Source organism: Pseudanabaena sp. CCNP1317, assembly GCF_034931345.1.
GTDB lineage: Bacteria > Cyanobacteriota > Cyanobacteriia > Pseudanabaenales > Pseudanabaenaceae > Pseudanabaena > Pseudanabaena galeata.
On the sequence record NZ_JAYGIF010000154.1, the window covers coordinates 15,312 to 34,775 of the forward strand.

14 protein-coding genes are annotated in these 19,464 nt (G+C 44.5%); 9 read left to right on the forward strand and 5 right to left on the reverse strand.

Annotated features, from left to right (window positions below):
• The first annotated feature begins 831 nt into the window (after nt 1-831).
• From VB775_RS23990 to VB775_RS24025, 8 genes are all read left to right on the forward strand, one after another.
• Nucleotides 832-2,550, forward strand: coding sequence for a DUF3352 domain-containing protein (locus tag VB775_RS23990; protein ID WP_281009283.1), 1,719 nt, complete (start codon nt 832-834; stop codon nt 2,548-2,550).
• A 288-nt stretch (nt 2,551-2,838) separates the two neighbouring features.
• Entirely contained in the window at nt 2,839-3,555 is a 717-nt protein-coding gene (locus VB775_RS23995) for a DUF3386 domain-containing protein (RefSeq protein WP_281009284.1), read from the forward strand.
• A gap of 35 nt (nt 3,556-3,590) precedes the next feature.
• Nucleotides 3,591-4,451, forward strand: coding sequence for a hypothetical protein (locus VB775_RS24000; RefSeq protein ID WP_323216988.1), 861 nt, complete (start codon nt 3,591-3,593; stop codon nt 4,449-4,451).
• A gap of 309 nt (nt 4,452-4,760) precedes the next feature.
• Nucleotides 4,761-6,503, forward strand: coding sequence for a R3H domain-containing nucleic acid-binding protein (locus VB775_RS24005; RefSeq protein ID WP_281009286.1), 1,743 nt, complete (start codon nt 4,761-4,763; stop codon nt 6,501-6,503).
• A gap of 251 nt (nt 6,504-6,754) precedes the next feature.
• Entirely contained in the window at nt 6,755-8,566 is a 1,812-nt protein-coding gene (locus VB775_RS24010) for an ATP-binding protein (RefSeq protein ID WP_281009287.1), read from the forward strand.
• Nucleotides 8,567-9,059: 493 nt separating this feature from the next.
• On the forward strand, nt 9,060-10,172 hold the full coding sequence (locus VB775_RS24015; protein ID WP_281009288.1) for a type III polyketide synthase: 1,113 nt from the start codon (nt 9,060-9,062) through the stop codon (nt 10,170-10,172).
• A 200-nt stretch (nt 10,173-10,372) separates the two neighbouring features.
• The gene (locus VB775_RS24020; RefSeq protein WP_281009289.1) at nt 10,373-11,104 is read left to right on the forward strand and encodes a methyltransferase domain-containing protein; all 732 of its coding nucleotides are present in this window, start codon (nt 10,373-10,375) and stop codon (nt 11,102-11,104) included.
• Between the two features lie 95 nt (nt 11,105-11,199).
• Nucleotides 11,200-11,946: a cytochrome c biogenesis protein CcdA gene (locus tag VB775_RS24025; RefSeq protein ID WP_281009290.1), complete on the forward strand. Its 747-nt coding sequence runs from the start codon at nt 11,200-11,202 to the stop codon at nt 11,944-11,946.
• A gap of 2 nt (nt 11,947-11,948) precedes the next feature.
• Here the strand turns inward: VB775_RS24025 and VB775_RS24030 are convergent, their stop codons facing one another.
• On the reverse strand, nt 11,949-12,386 hold the full coding sequence (locus tag VB775_RS24030) for a hypothetical protein (RefSeq protein ID WP_281009291.1): 438 nt from the start codon (nt 12,384-12,386) through the stop codon (nt 11,949-11,951).
• A gap of 113 nt (nt 12,387-12,499) precedes the next feature.
• Between VB775_RS24030 and VB775_RS24035 the strand changes: the two genes are divergently transcribed.
• On the forward strand, nt 12,500-13,126 hold the full coding sequence (locus VB775_RS24035) for a lysozyme inhibitor LprI family protein (RefSeq protein ID WP_281009292.1): 627 nt from the start codon (nt 12,500-12,502) through the stop codon (nt 13,124-13,126).
• Between the two features lie 211 nt (nt 13,127-13,337).
• Here the strand turns inward: VB775_RS24035 and VB775_RS24040 are convergent, their stop codons facing one another.
• The 4 genes from VB775_RS24040 to VB775_RS24055 all read right to left on the reverse strand — a co-directional run bounded on the left by VB775_RS24040 (nt 13,338) and on the right by VB775_RS24055 (nt 19,265).
• Nucleotides 13,338-13,700, reverse strand: a complete 363-nt coding sequence (locus VB775_RS24040; RefSeq protein ID WP_281009293.1) for an endonuclease domain-containing protein — start codon at nt 13,698-13,700, stop codon at nt 13,338-13,340.
• Between the two features lie 775 nt (nt 13,701-14,475).
• Nucleotides 14,476-18,240 carry a tetratricopeptide repeat protein gene (locus tag VB775_RS24045; RefSeq protein WP_281009294.1) on the reverse strand — a complete coding sequence of 1,255 codons (3,765 nt, stop codon included), beginning with the start codon at nt 18,238-18,240 and terminating at the stop codon, nt 14,476-14,478.
• Nucleotides 18,241-18,356: 116 nt separating this feature from the next.
• A complete protein-coding gene (locus VB775_RS24050) occupies nt 18,357-18,527 on the reverse strand; it encodes a hypothetical protein (protein WP_281009295.1) in 171 nt (56 codons plus the stop codon).
• Nucleotides 18,528-18,545: 18 nt separating this feature from the next.
• A complete protein-coding gene (locus VB775_RS24055; RefSeq protein ID WP_281009296.1) occupies nt 18,546-19,265 on the reverse strand; it encodes a PhnD/SsuA/transferrin family substrate-binding protein in 720 nt (239 codons plus the stop codon).
• Nucleotides 19,266-19,464: the final 199 nt, after the last annotated feature.

The following is a 19,464-nucleotide window of genomic DNA, read 5'->3' on the forward strand; positions in this document are numbered from 1 at the left end:
TTAGGATTGCTATAGTAAGTACCTATGCAGAATAAATTACCCAAACCCGTAAAGTTGCGCCCCTGCGGGGCGCAACTTTACGGGTTTGGGTTTGTAATTGCTAGCCATAATTAAAACCTAAAACCAGAAGCTGTCCCGCCCGCTTAGCGAGCGGGACAGCTTTCTAGATTTTTAGTTTACTTATGCCTAGCTACTTACAGCAATTGAAAAACACAGTGATTTTTAATGAAAATATACCAAAGATGGATTTTTATCAAAAATTATTTTTATTAATGTCAGTTCGACGAAAGCGAAAAATGGGAAGAATCGCTAAGCGATTCTTCCCATTTTTCGCCATTTGCGTCGTGCTTCGCACGACGCAAATGGCGATATCGAACTCACGTTTTATTAAGAGCCTGTTTGAGAATTATCCTATCTAACCTCAGTTCGGGTTAATTTCAAACTATCTCCTAGAAAGGGTTCACAGCACGAACCCTCTCTAGCCAAAACAGTAAAAGCCTCGCTTCGCGAGGCTTTTACTGTTTTGGTTTTTAAAGTTTTGTAGCTTATCCCGAACTCACGTTATCTAGTATAAATTTCTGCTTTTACTCCCTCTAACTATCGATTCACAAAATTGTGGTCACAATTTTGTGAATCGGTAGTTGGACTCAAACAGGCTCTAAAACCCTAAAACCTGTGACGCACACTGCGTCACAGGTTTTAGTTCTAGATTTCAATTAGACCTAGATACGTAGGGCGACTGTTACTCTGACGACTTTTGACCGATTCTGTAGTATCTTGATTGAGACTTGGTGCTTAACATCTTGCAACTTTTAGGTTTATTCCATACCCATGTCAAAGTCATCTAGAACCAACAAATCTGCTAAACAAAAGCAATCAGCAATGCTGATATATATCGGTATTGGGGCAGCCGTGATCGCCGCAGGAGCAGGGGGTGCGTATTTCTATTTTACGCAGAAAGCACAGGCGATTAAAGGGATTTTAGGTGCGGCGGCGGCGATCCCTCAAGAAGCACAAGTAGTGATGGCTTTTAATACCCAAACTGAGCCTTGGAATAAACTTGCCCAATTTGGCACGCCTGCCTCGCAAAAGCTAATCAGTGAAAGTATTACTAAGTCACCGTTAAATTCGTTGCTAGTCCAGAGCAAAACTGAATATAGTCGCGATGTGCAGCCTTGGTTAGAGGGTTATATCATTACGGCGCTTGTCCCAAATGCGGCACAGCCACAAGCACCTGCGGCAACTTTAGTAATCGCCCCAACCCGCGATCGCAGCAAGTCTGATGCTTTTTTGTCAAAATACCGTGAAGCCTTAGCCCAACAAGGGGCAAAATTTACCGCTAAGCAATATAAGGACGTTACCTATTACGAGTCCCCCACACGCGACCCTAATAACAGCGTGGTCACAGCAGACATTGGTGGACAATATGTAGCGATCGCCACCAGCCCAAAATTGATCCAACAAGCGATCGATACCTACAAAGGCAGCAGTCCATCCCTTGCCAAGAAACCGATCTTTGCCAAGATTTATGGGGCAAACAATCAAACTAAACTGGTTGAGCCATTAGTGCAAGTTTATCTTGATGGGGAAGTTGCCCTTGAGTTTATCGGCTCTCAAGCTAATCTCAATCTCAACGAAGCAGCGATCGCGCAGTCAAAGCGAGAACTCGATGCCATGACTTTGACGGGTGGTACTCAGAAAGAAGGCTTGCGGTTTGAGATTAATACTTATCTCAAGAATGATAATTCTAATCCCCTTGCCAATAACGAAGCCAAGGTTCTCAATCTCTTACCACAGGAAACATTTTTATTAGTTTCGGGCGTAAATCTCTATCAGTCTTGGCAATCGCTAGTCGCCCAAGCCAAGGGGAACTCCAGTTCCGCGCAACTGATTGAGCAGATTCGCAAAGCCGTAAAAGATAGTACTAAACTCGATCTCGATCAGGATATTCTCAAATGGATGAATGGTGAATTTGCGATCGCCGCCATTCCTAATAATCAAGGAATCTTAGCGAATCCGGGGTTTGGATTTGTGGCGATCGCTCAAGCCAGCGATCAGAATGCTGCTAAGACAGCCCTTGATAAAATCGATAAGGTTGCCCAAACAAATTCTGGCGGGTTACTGCCCAAAGGAGTTGATCTTAAACCCAAGCAAATTGGTGACAAATCGGTGATTACTTGGGCGATCGGTAATACCAATGTGGCAACACGCGGCACGTTAGATAATAACTTTGTGTTCTGGTCTATGGGCGATCTTGTCAATACCTTTGTGCCAAAACCTGCTAACAGCCTACCTGAAAGTAGTTCTTTCAAAATTCTCACTACCGACATTCCTAAATCCAATGGCGGCTATTTCTATCTGAATATGACTACGGCGCTATCCCTTGCCGATCGCCTCTTGCCACCTGAAGTCAAGTCTAATCCTAGTTTTACTGAAATTCGGTCTGTACTTGATGCCATTAACGGCATTGCCGTGACTTCTACCAATGTTGATGCTAAAACAACCCGCCTAGATTTCTTATTTACGCTGAAGCCCACCCCTGGGAATTAGATATAGATCTGAATGTTACGCGGAATGAAGATTGCCCTCACCCCCCAGCCCCCTCTCCCAGAGAGGAGAGGGGGAGAAGAATCCAGAAAATTCTTGTTCCCCTCGCCCTTTGGGAGAGGGGCTAGGGGTGAGGGTCTTAGAAACTTCCACGTAACATCAGATAGATCTCAAAAAACTGTAGTGGCAATTCATGAATTGCCACTACAGTTTTTTGATGATTGTATAGCTGAGATTGCTATATTAGCTATGCAATCAAAATATAAAAATCCTTAATACCTTTAACAAAAAATGGTTACAGCAGCACCTAATACTCAATCTGATACTAGCGCCCGTGACCTATTTCAGGCTGCTTACGAAAATCGCTATACATGGGATCATAATTTCCCAGGCTTAACTGCCAATGTATCCGTAGCGATCGATGGCGTAGCCCGTACTGGCAAGGCAAAGATTGCGCCAGATCTGACCGTCGAAGTGAGCATGGACAAACCTCAATTGGTTGAGCGCACTACCCGCACCCCTAGCGGTGAAGAAAAGACTGTTTCTGTGGATGAAGGTCAAGAATGGCTATACAACCAACTACGCGATGTGGTGACGCATCGCAAGCGCAAAACCTTTGACGAAGCCCATGGCAAATCATCCTTTAACCTTGGCGCAACTGACGAATCGGGAGCCGTAGAAATTTTGGTTACTGGTGACTCAATGGGGTCAAACTACAAAGTCCGTGGCAAAGAGATCTCGATGGTTAGCCGCGTAATGGGACGGATTGGCTTTGTAATTAATCACCTTGGTCACTTGGATACTGGCGAAGGCTATATTTCATCTCTTTATACGGCGGTGTTTCGTAATCCGATGAATGATGAAATCGTGCGCCAAGCTCGTTTTGAAGATATCTACGAAAAGCTTGGTAATTACTATGTGATGACCAAACAAATCGTGCAATCTAACGAACAAGGTCAAACCAAAAACCATGAAATTACCTTCGATGATATCCAGCTACTAGGCTAGGTTATTCACCAGCAAGAACAAGGGGCTTAAGCCCCTTGCCAGTCCTCACAAAAATGACGGTGACGACAATTATGAGAACCGATCTGGAACGGTTATTGATCTCGGAAGCAGAGCTATTGGAATTGACAGGTTTCGATCGCCAACAGATTTTACCATCACTAAAGTTGACTTCACGACAGATCAAAATCCAACGCGCGATCGCCTTAGGGGTTACTGCAATTAACTTTATTTCATTTGCCAGTATCTTTTTGCCGCCACTACGGATTGCGGGGGTAATCTTTTTGATTAGTTTGATATTGGGGGCGTTGAGTTTAGCGATCGAATTTGTGGAAGTAACTGTACTTTTCTTTTGTGTGGCTTTAGGTGCAACTATTTATTCACTTTATATTTTGACAGGAGCGCCATTAGGTATAGTTTTTCTATGCCTTGGATTGGCGATCGCTAGCGGAATTATTGCTTTATTGCTCACAAGATTAATTATGCAGCAATGGCGAATGTCAAAAAATTTACATCGACAAAAAGGTATTCCCAAAGTTATTTTGCGCCTATTTACGGAAGTTGACAAATGCAATAAGACGATCCGTGATATCGATGTATTCGATCAGTTACAAGATGCAGGCAATCCAATCAAATTAGAGTCTAGGGAATCGGCGATCGCGGCCTTAAGAATGACCCGCAATGATATTGTCCGCGCCCTCAAAACTGAACGGATTTTACGGGAGCATCCTGACTTTCATCCCGATCGCTTTGATATTGATTTAAATGCTTTTGAAGCGATCCAGATCAATAATCGAGCAAAGGAATATGGACGTATTTTTGATACGACTTTACAAATTGCGATCGATGTTCAGAAAGCGATGACAGAATTACAAGAATTCACTTCCGATTTTCCATAAAACCCCAAAAGCATGAGGTAGTGCTCTGCGCTGCCTCATGCTTTTGGGGTAATACTGATATTATGTGGAACCTACATTCAGCAGGTTATTTAAGACAAAATCTAATTTTGCAGTTTCTCGGAGCCTCTTCTCGTATATTTAGGTGATCGAGTTTGGTAATGATTACAATAGGTCTATGCCAACTTGTCTACTCTGGCAAGTGGTAGCGATCGCCCCAAAATTAGCAACCCAAATCAAAGATCTGTAAATATCTGGAGCTGTCCAGATATTTACAAGTAAAAAACTAACTGTAAAACCTAAAAAAGCCTAATGGACTCCATCCGCAAACAAGTTACAGACAACCTCGATCAACTCCTCGATATTCTGCCACCACGCATCAAAAGTAGCCTCGAACTCTGCGGCGGGTTAGAACAACTTGTCGAAATTGTGATGGATCTAGGCAGGTTGCCAGAAGCGCGTTATTTTGACAGTACTAAATATTTAACCGATGACCCGATTACCAAAGAAGATTTAGCCCTCTGTGTGCATCAAGTAGGCGAATTTGGTGGCGACAATCGTGCAGGCATTGAGCGCACCCTGCACCGCATCAGTGCCATCCGCAACCGCAAAGGTGAAATCATTGGGCTAACCTGTCGCGTTGGTCGCGCTGTCTATGGCACGATCGCTATGATTCGCGACTTAGTGGAAACAGGCAAATCGATTTTGTTGCTAGGCAAACCCGGAATGGGCAAAACCACAGCCCTACGCGAGATTGCCCGTGTGCTTGCCGATGACCTGAATAAGCGGGTGGTAATTATAGACTCCTCCAATGAAATCGCTGGTGATGGCGATATTCCTCACCCTGCGATCGGTCGGGCGCGACGGATGCAAGTCTCTCAACCAGAATTGCAGCACCAAGTAATGATCGAGGCAGTGGAAAACCACATGCCTGAAGTAATCGTCATTGATGAAATTGGTACAGAACTCGAAGCATTAGCGGCAAGAACGATCGCTGAGCGTGGGGTGCAACTTGTCGGTACGGCGCATGGTAATCAACTCGCCAATTTAATCAAAAATCCTACGCTCTCAGACTTAATTGGCGGCATTCAATCCGTCACCCTTGGAGATGAAGAAATGCGGCGGCGCGGCTTACCCCAAAAGAGCATCCTTGAACGCAAGGCGCAACCGACCTTTGATATTGCGGTGGAAATGTGGGAGCGTTACCGTTGGGCTGTCCATGCAGATGTCGCGGGAACCATTGATATGCTCCTGCGCGATCGCGACCCCGGCCGTCAGATTCGGGCGGTCAGTGATGCTGGTGAAGTTACGACTACCGAAGAAAAGCCCAAAAATCCTGAAGTGATGCGAAATCCTGCGGTCAAGGGTTGGCGAGCTACAGGTAAACTCAAGCCGATCCCCCTCGATCCACAGGTGCAAATGCGTTCTGAAATTGCTGATTTGACGAGCAAGATTAGTAATACTGCTGTAACAGAATTAAACGATGCTAGCGAAGAAGAGGAAGAGGAATTTGGCGATCTTTCTTCCTATGGGGCGATGCGAGAGCGTTTTGGTACGTTGAATGTTTATCTCTATGGAGTCAGCCGTCATCAAACTGAACAGGTGGTGCAATCGATTAATTTACCAATCGAAATCACTAAGGATCTTGATGAGGCGGACATTGTGTTGGCATTGCGATCGCAGATTCGCACCAGTTCCAAAGTGCGCCAAGTTGCTGAAGCACGTCAGATTCCCATTCACGCGATCAAAACTAGCACCCTCCCCCAAATCACTCGCGCTCTGCGAAGGATTTTACACATTGATGAAAGTCCTGCGGATACGATTAGTGACTTGAATATGTTCGCCTATGGTGACTCTGAGGATGAAATTGAAGCCCTTGAAGAAACTCGTCTCGCTGTCGAGCAGATTGTGATTCCTAAAGGTCAACCAGTGGAGTTACTACCGCGTTCATCGATTATTCGGCGGATGCAGCATGAATTAGTGGAGCATTATCAACTGCGCTCGGAGAGCTACGGCTCCGAACCAAATCGGCGTTTACGCATTTTCCCTAATTAGTCCTCATAAATAGCTAAGATCATGTTCTTGGCTAAAAGCTCAATCCATCTATAGCAATCCTAAATAGGTTGTGAGAGTGCGCCCCGAAGGGGCGCACTCTCACAAAACTCAAAATCTTACAACTCATTTAGGAGCGCTATATAAAAGATCTAAATCAAGTCAACCTGTTTCAACAGGTCTTAGCTCTTATCCAGCACTTGAGTGATGGGCTTTCTAACTGGGCTTTCTAACCATCAATTTGACTTTTAAATATGGCTAAACGCAAACATTCCAAATCTAGCCCAGCAAAACAGCAACCTATTACTAAAGAGCATCCGATCTCTGCAAATCACGAGCAAGATGCGTTATGGCGACAAAGGCAATGGGTGAAGTTGTTTGCGGAAGTTACGCTGAAAATTCGCCAATCCTTGCAGTTTAAGGAGATCTTACGAGCAACCGTAACGGAAGTCCAGCGAATCTTACAGGCTGATCGCGTCCTAATTTACCAAGTTTTACCCGATGGCACTGGAAGAGCTATTAGTGAAGCCGTTCTCCCCGATTATCCAGCCCTTCTCGATTTGGCATTTCCTGAAGAAGTTTTTCCTACGGAATACCAAAACCTATATGCTAAGGGACGAGTGAGGGCGATCGCCGATGTCCATGATCCTAAAGCTGGCTTATCTCAATGCTTAATTGAATTTACCAATCAGTTCAATATCAAAGCTAAGTTAATCGTCCCGATTCTGCAAAATCTCAATTCCCATCAACAAAATGAAGCTATTGCTCCCAATCAGCTATGGGGGCTGGTGATTGCCCACCACTGCGATCTCCCTCATCATTGGGTTGATTTTGAACTGGAACTAATGCAACAACTTGCCGATCAGATCAGCATTGCCCTAGCACAAGCTCAATTATTGGAACATCTCGAAGAAATTGTGGAAGTACGCACTGCGGAGTTACAAGAAGTCAACCGTAGTCTTCAGCAAGAAATCAACGATCGGATGTTAGCTGAGGCGGCTTTGAGGCGTAGTGAAGAACAGTTGCGACTAATCACCAATGCGTTGCCAGTTCTGATTGCCTATGTCGATGAACATCAGCGCTATCGCTTTAACAACAAAGCTTATGAAGATTGGCTAGGACAGTCACCATCTGATATTTATGGTAGCAACATCCAAACTGTTTGGGGTTCTGAATGTTATGAACGAATGCAAATCCATGTGAAGTTAGCATTATTAGGACAAGCAGTTACCTACGAAAATGAAATCACCTTAAAGGATGGACTACCCTGCTCGGTGAATGTTACCTATATCCCTCACCTTGATGAACAAAACAAAGTTATTGGGTTCTTTGCGCTAACTAGTGATATTAGCGATCGCAAAGCGATCGAACGCATGAAAGATGAATTTATTGCCGTAGTCAGTCATGAATTACGCACACCCTTAACATCTCTACATAGTGCTTTAAAAATTTTGGCAACTGGACGCTTAGGCAACTTGTCTAGAGATGGCAAGCAAATGCTAGAAATCGCTGATGACAATACAGAACGATTGGTGCGCTTAGTTAATAATGTCCTTGATTTGCAGCGAATTGAGTCAGGGGAAGTGCAAATGGAAAAGCAGATCTGTAATGTTTCTGCTTTAATGATTCAAGCTACGGAATCTATGCAACCAATGGCTCAACAGCAGGGTGTAATTTTGGCGGCGAAGCCTATCGACATCGAGATTTTAGTTGATTCTGATTATATTGTTCAAGCCCTTACCAATCTACTCAGTAATGCGATCAAATTCTCGTCAACTGATGGTACTGTTTGGTTAACTGCTGATCGCAAATCTGATAACGAAGTATTATTTTCAGTTCAAGATGAAGGACAAGGAATTCCGTCGGACAAATTAGAAAGTATTTTTGAAAGATTTCAGCAAGTAGACTCATCGGATTCAAGGCGTAAGGGGGGAACGGGACTAGGACTAACCATCTGTCGCAAGATCATTGAACAACATGAAGGTAAAATTTGGGCTGAAAGTATTCTCGGTAAAGGCAGTACATTTTCGTTTACTTTACCTTTATTACCCCCTTCCCAAGAATAGCTGAGATCTTGCACCATTCTAGAAAGAGATAATCTAACGTGATTTCGATATAGCCATTCGCGGCGTGCAAAGCACGCCGCAAATGGCGAAAAATGGTAAGAATCGCTTAGCGATTCTTACCATTTTTCGCTTTCGTCGAACTCAGCTTCGCGCCGCCACTCATCTTTTGGGTCTTACAGCAATTACCGATCTAACGAACCACAAGAAAATTTTTAAAAGCGTTGCTTTGCAACGCTTTTAAAAATTTTCTTGGTTTGGGTTTGAGCGCAAAGCGCTGTACATCCTAATCAAAACTTACATTACTATACAATGTAGGTTCATCTTTAGGTTCATCTTATTGTGACTAACGTTTGATTTGTATATTTATCCCTTGCGAAGTAATACATTTAAAAAATCTATGGGTTCAGAATTGATGGCAAAGTGCTATAAGTCGCTTTGCCTGTGATTAAGATAAAGAAGTTTGATGTGATATTCGTTTATTGGGATTAACCAAATGTATACAGTTTTAGAAGCGATCGCTACTAGCAATCCTGCTTATAAGCTCACGCAATCCGAAGCCGCCGACTTTATGTTAAAGACAGAAAGTTTATCGGCTTCTATTAGAAAAAGAATTCCATCAATTTATGCAAATTCAGGAATTGATTATCGCTTTAGTTGCATTCCAGACTATGGCGGCGATCTCCAAAAATTTGAACTCTATCCTGATAATTGGGAACTCACACCCACACCAACCACCTTTAGTCGCAATCAAAAATATGAAATCCATGCACCTAAACTTGCGCTGCAAGCAGCACAACAAGCGATCGCTGAAACAGAAAATCTTCGCGCTCAAGACATTACCCATTTAATAGTCGTCAGTTGTACGGGCTTTTCGGCTCCTGGTATTGATATTCACCTGATCAAGCAACTAGGGCTTTCCTATACAATTTCTCGGACGATGATTGGATTTATGGGCTGTCATGCCGCCTTTAATGGACTTAGAACTGCCCATGCGATTTGTCAAAGCGATCGCCATGCCAAAGTTCTTTTAGTTTGTGTGGAGTTATGTTCATTGCATTTTCAAGTGGCTGACACTCTAGAGAATACGATTATTAATGCTATCTTTTCCGATGGAGCCGCCGCCGCTATTTTAACTTCTCGCCCATTCTCTGAAGCTGAAGGAAAGCTTGCCTATACCGATGGATCGAGTCTACTCATAGAAAACACTGAAGAACTAATGAATTGGACAATTGGTGATACGGGCTTTTTGATGGGTCTATCTCCGAAAGTTCCTGATGTAGTGGTAGGACATTTACCTAATTATCTACAAACTTTTTTAAGTCAACATCATCTCACCTCAGAGGATCTAGATTTTTGGGCGATTCATCCAGGGGGGAGACGAATTATTGAAAAGATTCAATCTGCTTGTGAGCTTAGCGATCGCATGGTTGCCGATTCCTATGAGATTTTGCGACGTTATGGGAATATGAGTTCGCCAACGATTCTATTTATTCTTAAAGAGATTTTAACCAAGCATCAAGTAGGCGCAAGTCCATTTCAAAATGGGATTGCCTTAGCCTTTGGTCCTGGACTATCGATTGAAGGTTGTTTATTTCAAAAAGTTTAACTGCCAATATTTGTAGCGCTTGGCGCTACAAATATTGATTAACTGATGTTATGTGGAAGTTCTAAGACCCTCCCCCCTAGCCCCTCTCCCAAAAGGGGAGAGGGGAACAAGAAATGCTCCCTCTCTCCCCTTTTGGAAGAGAGGGCTGGGGGGTGAGGGTTCCACGTAACATCAGTGATTTATAAAAATTAGGAGCATATATGCCTTCATTTCAAATCCGCACCAATCAAGATGAATTGATGGATGATTTCTCCATTCAGGATGAACGTCTCACCGATGCCTTAGAACAACTGCGCCCCATTAACCAACTTCTAGGCGGATATGCCACCACAATGGAAGTTCTCGCGCCTTTTCTCAAAAAGAGAGCGCGATCAAATCAAACTACGCGCATTCTTGATATCGGCACTGGTATTGGCGATTTCCCTGAATATATCGTGCGTTGGGCTGCGGCTCAGTCCCCTGCAATCAATGTCGAAATTGTGGCGATCGATGCTAATCCTGTAACCGTTGATTATGCCCGCGAAGCTCTCAAAAAGCGATTACCACCAGATCTACAAGCAAAAATCAAAGTAGAAGTTGCTGATGCTTTAGCGCTACCCTATGCAGATGACGAGTTTGATGTGGCGATCGCAGCGATGTTTTTGCATCACTTTGCCCATGAGAATGCTGTACAAATTGTGCGATCGATGCAGCGTATCTCGAAGCAAGGTATTCTGATTAATGATTTGCATCGACATCCCCTTGCCTATTATGGAATCTATGCCCTCACAAGGCTATTACCTGCGGTGCAAATGGTTCGCAATGATGCCCCTCTGTCGGTTTTGCGTGGATTTAAATCCCCTGAGTTAAAAAATATTGCCGAGTCCGCAGGATTAGTTGATTTCTCTCTCAAATGGCGCTATGCCTTTCGTTGGGTGCTGCATACAATTTAGCTCAAACCCAAGAAGTGAGGGGCGGCGCGAAGCGCCGCCCCTCACTTCAAGACTGACGACAGCTATAGAATAAAAATAGTTTAATAATAATCACGATGCTGCAATTTATTGATACTTTCTTGGGTGGTCTACCAAACTGGTTTTATCAACTTGAACAATGGACTGATGCTTTGGTGAATAGCCAACTCAATCAAGCCTCATGGACAAGCATTGGCGTAGTGTTTTTAGCAGGACTGGTCACCAGTCTGACCCCTTGCACCTTGTCAATGTTGCCACTCACGATTGGCTATATTGGCGGCTATGAATCTAAAAGTACATGGACATCGGCGCTGCAATCAGCATGGTTTTGTCTCGGCTTTGCGATCGCCCTCACGGGTTTTGGACTGACCGCCGCGCTTCTCGGTAAAATTTATGGACAAACGGCTTGGGGGTGGTCGGTGGTGATGGGAATAATCGCGATCGCGATGGGATTGCAACTATTGGAAGTGATTTCTTTCCGTTTACCCAGCTTTGGGAATTGGGAAGTATCTCAAAATTTGCCACAGGGATTACGATCGCTATTAATCGGATTATCTTTTGGGTTTGTGGCTTCGCCTTGCAGCACCCCCGTATTAGTCACCCTTTTAGCTTGGGTGTCAGGCTCAGGAAATTTGCTGGTGGGTACAGAATTTCTACTTGCCTATGCGATCGGCTCTGTATTGCCATTAGCGATCGCAGGGACATTTACAGGGCTAATTAAACAGTTTTTAGAATTGCGCCGTTGGTCAAGTTGGCTCAATTGGGGAAGTGGGCTTATTTTGATTGGGTTCGGCACACTTTCCATTTTGAGCAAGATTGCCTAAATCTATTGCCGCCACTCCTGATCAAATTTTCCCCAAAGACTGAGCAATCTCGGATCGATCTCTGTGTCAAGTAGAACAGCGGTAACGATTGAACGTATTTTTAACAGATCGCCAAAACTAGCCCGAATGAAAATTTTGCCAGAAGCGACAGACTTTTCGAGTGTAGATTTACCAAACATGATGTTGCGTAAAGCTAGCCCAGTGCTTTCAAAGTCATTGACTGCGTCAGGCTCAGCCTCGGAAATTGTGATTTGCAATTCCTGTCCTCCTTCGACCTGCACATGGATGCGAGTTTCATCGATCGCGATCGTTGCCGATTTCCCAGAAGCAACGCGCACAATCGCTGCCCATGTGTCACCTTGGCGATCGCGCAAAATCTCGATTAATTCTAAAAGCATGGACGAGAGCATTGCGGCGCGAGGTGATAGCGAATCGGACATGGTCGTATTAGGCAATTAGTTAAAAAGATATAAAGATTATAGGATTATGAGATGTCATCTTTTAAGCAAATATACTAATCCTACATATAGCAATTCCCAATAATCCACATAATATGAAAATTTTTTTATATTCTTTAACGATCGCCCTAGGACTATCCTGTATCGCGATCGCTCCTGTAGCATCACAAACGATCTCGAAATCTCAACAGTTTGGAGTTGCTCCGCCAGCCTGCGAGAAAGAAGCCCAGCTTTACCTAAACATTTGCGCTTCTCGTTGGGCAAAAACTGCTGATTTCTTGCGATCGCTAATTTATGACGAAGTTTATAGTCAGATCCCTAAAGCTAGACAGTCCCAACTCAAAGCAGTCGAAAAAACTTGGAATTCCTATCGAGATATTCATTGTAAGGAGTTGAGTGAACCATTCCGTAAAGGCTCCATTTATCCTCTCTTGTATTTCAGTTGTCGAGCGAGACTGACTAATGATCGCATTGCTGATTTACAAGGGACGGGTAATTCTCAGCTTACGTCAGATGTCACCACCCAAAGGCTAGCTAAAATTCTGAAGCGGGACAATATACAAAATTCTGCGGGGCAGCGTCAATGGTTGCTCTACCAAGCACAGCACTGTCAGATTGAATCATTAATTTCTCTGGATAACTCGCGATCGGTCAAGCAATGTCGCGATCGCCTAGCCGAAGGTCGGCTTCGGCAGTTAGAAGCAATGCTTGGTACTCGATAACGGATAGAGATGGACTGAAGCTTGTGCTAATGTATCAATAGATTTTATCTTACTATCTATCCATCCAAAACAAAGCGTTTCGTCTACCGCATCGCTATATGTTATGGAAAGTTTGCCACTACGTTTTTTGTAATAGATTAACCAATTATCGATTAATTTATCGCACATTGCATTAACGCACTCTACGCGATCGGCGAGAATATTAGACATTCTATAGAGTGAAATTTTCAATTCTCAAACAAACCCCTTCAAAGTCAGCTAAAACTTCTTCATTTGTAAACCTTACTACTTGCAATCCATAACCTTCTAATCTCTGCGATCGCTCCAAGTCATAATCTCTCGCATCTTGACTGTTGTGCGTGTCGCCATCAATTTCAATCACTAGCTTTAAGGCTGGGCAATAGAAGTCTACGATGAAGTTATCGATGGGTCTTTGTCGATAAAATCTGGTGGAAAGGTGGCGAAGATAGTCATACCAAAGTTTTCGCTCTGCTTTGGTCATATTTTTGCGAAGTTCTTTAGCGCGATCGCCTAGTTTTGGGTTGTAAGGCAGATGGTTGTCGGTTTGGAGCATAGATTCTCATTTTGTGAAGTTGTCTAAAGCCCCCCTTTCTAAGGGGGGTAGGGGGGATCTAAACTTTTTGCTTTCATCAGTTGTTTATCTTATGGAATTCTGCCATATGTTCGAGAATGACTTTCTTGCTACATTTGAGGGTTTGATCCCCCCTACCCCCCTTGCAAAGGGGGGCTTTTTGTTATTCTTTGTTGAATAGGTGGTTGTCGGTTTGGATCACGGATTCTTAAAAGCCCCCCTTTCTAAGGGGGGTAGGGGGGATCTAAACTTTTTGCTTTCATCAGTTGTTTATCTTATGGAATTCTGCCATATGTTCGAGAATGACTTTCTTGCTACGTTTGAGGGTTTGATCCCCCCTGCCCCCCTTGCAAAGGGGGCTTTTTGTTAATCTTTGTTGAATAGGTGGTTGTCGGTTTGGAGCATAGATTCTTAAAAGCCCCCCTTTCTAAGGGGGGTAGGGGGGATCTAAACTTTTCGCTTTCGTCAGTTGTTTATCTTATGGAATTCTGCCATATGTTCAAATTGGGAGAATGACTTTCTTGCTGCGTTTGGAGGTTTGATCCCCCCTACCCCCCTTGCAAAGGGGGGCTTTTTGTTATTCTTTGTTGAATAGGTGGTTGTCGGTTTGGATCATGGATTCTTAAAAGCCCCCCTTTCTAAGGGGGGTAGGGGGGATCTAAACTTTTCGCTTTCATCAGTTGTTTATCTTATGGAATTCTGCCATATGTTCAATTGGGGAAGGACTTTCTTGCTGCATTTGAGGGTTTGATCCCCCCTACCCCCCTTGTAAAGGGGGGCTTTTTTGTATTTGTTGGACTTGTTCTAACCAACTCTGAACTGTGGCTGCGTCGGGGGATTTGAGGTGTTGCAGGATAGTGAGAGATTCTTGGAGATAGGAAATCGCCGTTTGAAAATCACCATTGTTCGCTGATAAAACTCCCATCATCGCGAGTGTGGCGGCTTTGCCCTGCACGTCACCGATGCGTTCTTTGATTTCCAAGGACTGCTGATAGAGGGCGATCGCTTGGTCTACCTGTCCCTGTTGGGCATAGATACCTGCCATTTGATGCAAAGTGGCGGCTTTATACCCAATATTTCCAATGCTTTCGTAAATTTCTGTAGCCTTTTGATAACGTTTAAGCGCTTCATCAACCTGACCTTGATTTGCATAAATTAATGCTATTTGGTGTGACATTGTTGCTTCTAATTCAACAGCACCAATTTGACGCGCAATTTCTAAAACTTGATGATATTGTTCAAATGCTTTATCGACTAAGCCTTGAGATTGATAAATATTTGCCATTTGCGCTAATGTGGCGGCTTTGCCCTGCACGTCACCGATGCGATCTGTGATTTCCAAGGACTGCTGATAGAGGTCGATCGCTTGCTCTACCTGTCCCTGTTGGGCATAGATCATTGCCATTTGATGCAATGTGGCGGCTTTGCCCTGCACGTCACCGATGCTTTCTTCGATATCTACGGACTGCTGATAGAGGGCGATCGCTTGGTCTACCTGTCCCTGATCGGCATAGATACCAGCCATTTGATGCAATGTGGCGGCTTTGCCCTGCACGTTACCGATGCGTTCTTCTATATCTATAGACTGCTGATAGAGGGCGATCGCTTGGTCTACCTGTCCCTGTCGGTTATAGATACCTGCCATTTGATGCAATGTGGCGGCTTTGCCCTGCACGTCACCGATGCGATCCCAGATTTCCAAGGACTGCTGATAGAGGGCGATCGCTTGCTCTACCTGTCCCTGTTGGTTATAGATCATTGCTATTTGACTCAAAGAAGTCGCTTTTCCCTGTAAGTTACCAATGGATTCTTTTAGCTCCAAAGATTGTTGATGTAATGCAAGAGCCTCTTCAACCTTTCCTTGATTTTGCAAGAGTATACCCATTTGACTCAATGTCGCGGCTCTGCCCTGCACGTCACCGATACGTTCTTTGATTTCTAAGGACTGCTGATAGAGGTCGATCGCTTGGTCTACCTGTCCCTGTTGGGCATAGATTACTGCCAAGTTGTGAATAATTGCGGCTTTTTCTGATTGCTCATCTGTGGTTTCAGAAGGAGAAGCATCTAAGGCTTTTTGATAGTTATTTTTTGCAAGTTCGACTTCACCTAAAACTTTTTGCGATCTAGCGAGTTGATGCAAAATTCGATAGTCGTCTGTGATTTTTAATGTGGATTCGCATAAATGAATTGCTTCTCGAAATCGACTTTTATTTTTCCATTGGCTTGTTAAGATTACTCCAATCTTAACCGCAATCTCTTTCTCATCACCCAACAAAGCCAACCGATGAATTTCTAGCTTCTGCTCCTCAGTAGAAGACTCAGATTCTTGAAACCAAACTCGATAGAGTTCCCTTGATGCTGTTGCATAAATCTCCTGCGTAAACTCAGGACTTAACAACTCCACCAAAATCTTCGGCACACGATAAAGATCGCCATTCACTTCTAACAAACTGATCGCCTTTGCCCGAACTTGATGCGACTTGAGATTCTCAACCCCCTCACATACCTTCGCAAACACCAACTCAGGCACAGGCAAATCGAACACCAAACCCAGCTTTAACATTTCCCGCAAATCTGGACTTTGCTGAGCCATTAACGTCTCCGCGAGAATATTTTCGCGAAACTCAATTTGCTTCGCCATCATCCGATCCAAAACTTCCTGCTTTTGTGCCTCCGTCAACAGATCGTTCGGCAAAATCGCCGCCAACCACTCCAACAACCTCGGATTCCCATCCGCCACCGCGATCGCCTGTTTTTGCAACGCCACCAAAGGCTCCGCCTCCTCACGCGACAACATCGGCAACTGAAACCCCGCAAGGCGATCGCACTTCTTCTTGAGATCCACACCCCGCAACGAAAACAACGGCACGCGAAACAGCCTTGCATTTAGCGCTACGTCTGGCAAATTAAAATCATAGCGACAGGTCACAATCAACCGATGACGCAAACCAGAACGGGCGATCGCACTCACCAAAGCCATCAAAGGCTCCACCACCTCAAACTTCAGCACCCATACCCCATTCACATTCTCTTCCAGATTCTCCTCAAAATCATCCAACACAAACATCAAACAGCGATCCTTATCGTTCATGCCCTCCTTGAGAAACTTCGTCAGCTTCTGCATTAGCGGCAACCTGCCATTGAGAATCTCATGCCCCGCCTCAGAAGTGCAATTTCTCGCCAAATCCTGCAACAGCTTCCCTTCATCAAACTGCTTGAAATTAAAAATCGTGTCATAGTTCGAGTTTTGCGGATCGGCAATTCGTTCCAACAACCGCTTCGCCACCGTCGTCTTACCCAAACCACCCATCCCATGCAACAACACACCCAGATCACTCCCCTGCAATCGCCGCAAACTTGATTGCAAGATCCGCCGCCGTCCCACAAAATCCTCACGCCGCACCACCCTCGGCGTAGTCGCATCATCAGGATCGAGAAATAACTGCTCGATCTCCGAACTCAAAGGCAACAGGCGATCGCCCAACGGCAACACCAACGCCGCCAAACTCACATCCAACTTGCCGCGCCCATACAACCGCAACAAATACCAATTAGGAATATTCTCCTCTCGCAATTTCTGATAGGTCGCCGCGATCGCCTCTACCAAACTATTAGCCGAAGCCAAAGACTCATACAAACAAGCCGCCGCCAGAGTCGCCACATCATCCCCAATCGGACGACCCCAACCCAACACCGCCGTCAATCCCAAATTTAACAAAGCCTCCGCCATCGAAGGCGTAGCTCCCTGCTCTCCCGCCTGACCCGTGCGACAGCCCGACAAAAATACTAAACGCGGCAACCGAAACCGCAACGCATCAACAATTTCACCCGCCTTCGCATCATAGCGATCGCCCGTCTCTGTTTCCGTAATAAAAAACGGCTGACCATCATCAGCGATCGAAGCATGACCCGTCAAATGAAACACATCAAAATGATTGTCCCCATAGCGCCGCCAAGTCTTTTTTAACTCACTCACGCAGCCACTCTCCTCCACCCGCAAGGTCAGCGCCGCCCCACGAGTCGCATCCAAAATCCGCCCCTCTTCCCCCTCAAAATTCAAGCGCGGCTCCACCCCTTCAGGATCAGTCGCCATAAACATCACCCGCAAAGGGCGATCGGCTGGCTCACTTGCTACCACCTCTCCCTTAGTCCAGCGCACAGGTACAACTTTAGGATAAGTGCGATCGATCAAAAATCCCTCGCGATCGTGCAGCACCTCCCAAGGCAAATGTGGCAGTTTAGCAAGATTAGCGATCGCTAATACCAACAACTCCCCCTGACAATCCGCCAAGGCGCGACTCAACCAGCGCCCCTCCCCATCCAACCAGCCAAATAATTGCTTCCCCATCGCCACAGGATCGGACATAGACACATAAATATCCCGTTCTGCTAAAGCGATCAAATCTGCGATCTCGCTAATCTGCAAGATCTGCTTTTCATAGCCCTGACCATTCAGCTTTTGATACCGCAACTCAACCGATGCTTCATTGCGCGGATGTAACTCGATATACAGGATCTGCACAAACTATTCCTAAGTTGATTACAAATTTTTCGTAGGATGCGTTAGCGCCAGCGTAACGCATCTAAACCTTGCTCATGGGTGCGTTACGGCTTCGCCTAACAGCACCCTACAAATAACTATTCTTGTGGTGAGAAGGGAATAAAATCGGTTGTCAATTCCTGTTCCTGTACAAATTGAAAACAAGAAGCTTGTATCCCCATTTCTATGGTCTCTGGCATCATTTTTTTCGCAAGTTCCCTATCATCTCTGATTTGCTCTTGCAATTTAATTTTTACAGGAAACTTCATTCTGCATAGCTTGCATTTTTATTCAGCCATTGCGAAAAGAGATTGCAGTGCGTCTGCGGGTACTAATTCCCAAGCTTCAACTTTTAGCTCTTGCAAGACATCCAGACCCGATGGATTAAGGTGCATCTGTTGGAGAACCGATGATATAGCTTGAGCGTGATCCCTAGCTTTGGGGTTGAGGTACAACGCGTGAAATGCTTTGTGTTCTGTAGAAGTAGCGATCGCTATAACCATCTCCTTAGTTTTGAGAGAAAGTTCATCGTAGGTGTCTTTGTAGACAAATCCTAGGCTTGCTTCATCCTTAGCAACAGCATTAACCACGCCCAGCCAAGACTCTTTATTGACTACTTCTGTTGGCATGATATCTTGACGTTGGAGAATTGAAGTCGCAAGCTTAGTAACCATACTGTTAACGGTGACTACTTTAGAGCCTTGATAGGACTGCAATGAAGGATTATTGAGATTAGGATTAGCAATAAATACTACTTCGTCAAATAGGTTTGTGGAACGAACGATGGGGATAAACTGCTCTTTGGTTACGAGATTTACACCATCCGCAGGGTTTGCATAGACTATATCCGCTGTGGATAGTTGATCGTGGAATTCTTTGAAATCCAGAGAAATTGTAAAGTGAACGGTGAAATCAAGATTAAGGTTGAGATACTGCACAAATCGAAACCATTTTTCGGGTTTTTTTGCTGTGTCGTGAGGGCAAATCATCAGATTCAGTTTACTCATAGCTACTCACCTAGATTTCAATACTATTTAATTTTAATACTATTTAACCCATACTCCCTTCCCACCAAATAAATAGACATATAAAACCAAGAAATAGCGGTGCGTGGCAAAGCCACGCACCGCTATTTCTTGACTGGGAAAGGAGTAGCTAAACTGTAAACGCTATAGAATATAAATCATTACAAATGCAACATAAGTT

Excerpts from the sequence above, each read along its gene's own strand:
- VB775_RS23990 (WP_281009283.1), top strand. The coding sequence starts at position 832 with ATGTCAAAGTCATCTAGAACCAACAAATCTGCTAAACAAAAGCAATCA.
- VB775_RS23995 (WP_281009284.1), top strand. The coding sequence starts at position 2,839 with ATGGTTACAGCAGCACCTAATACTCAATCTGATACTAGCGCCCGTGAC.
- VB775_RS24005 (WP_281009286.1), top strand. The coding sequence starts at position 4,761 with ATGGACTCCATCCGCAAACAAGTTACAGACAACCTCGATCAACTCCTC.
- VB775_RS24010 (WP_281009287.1), top strand. The coding sequence starts at position 6,755 with ATGGCTAAACGCAAACATTCCAAATCTAGCCCAGCAAAACAGCAACCT.
- VB775_RS24015 (WP_281009288.1), top strand. The coding sequence starts at position 9,060 with ATGTATACAGTTTTAGAAGCGATCGCTACTAGCAATCCTGCTTATAAG.
- VB775_RS24020 (WP_281009289.1), top strand. The coding sequence starts at position 10,373 with ATGCCTTCATTTCAAATCCGCACCAATCAAGATGAATTGATGGATGAT.
- VB775_RS24025 (WP_281009290.1), top strand. The coding sequence starts at position 11,200 with ATGCTGCAATTTATTGATACTTTCTTGGGTGGTCTACCAAACTGGTTT.
- VB775_RS24030 (WP_281009291.1), bottom strand. The coding sequence starts at position 12,386 with ATGTCCGATTCGCTATCACCTCGCGCCGCAATGCTCTCGTCCATGCTT.
- VB775_RS24035 (WP_281009292.1), top strand. The coding sequence starts at position 12,500 with ATGAAAATTTTTTTATATTCTTTAACGATCGCCCTAGGACTATCCTGT.
- VB775_RS24040 (WP_281009293.1), bottom strand. The coding sequence starts at position 13,700 with ATGCTCCAAACCGACAACCATCTGCCTTACAACCCAAAACTAGGCGAT.
- VB775_RS24050 (WP_281009295.1), bottom strand. The coding sequence starts at position 18,527 with ATGAAGTTTCCTGTAAAAATTAAATTGCAAGAGCAAATCAGAGATGAT.
- VB775_RS24055 (WP_281009296.1), bottom strand. The coding sequence starts at position 19,265 with ATGAGTAAACTGAATCTGATGATTTGCCCTCACGACACAGCAAAAAAA.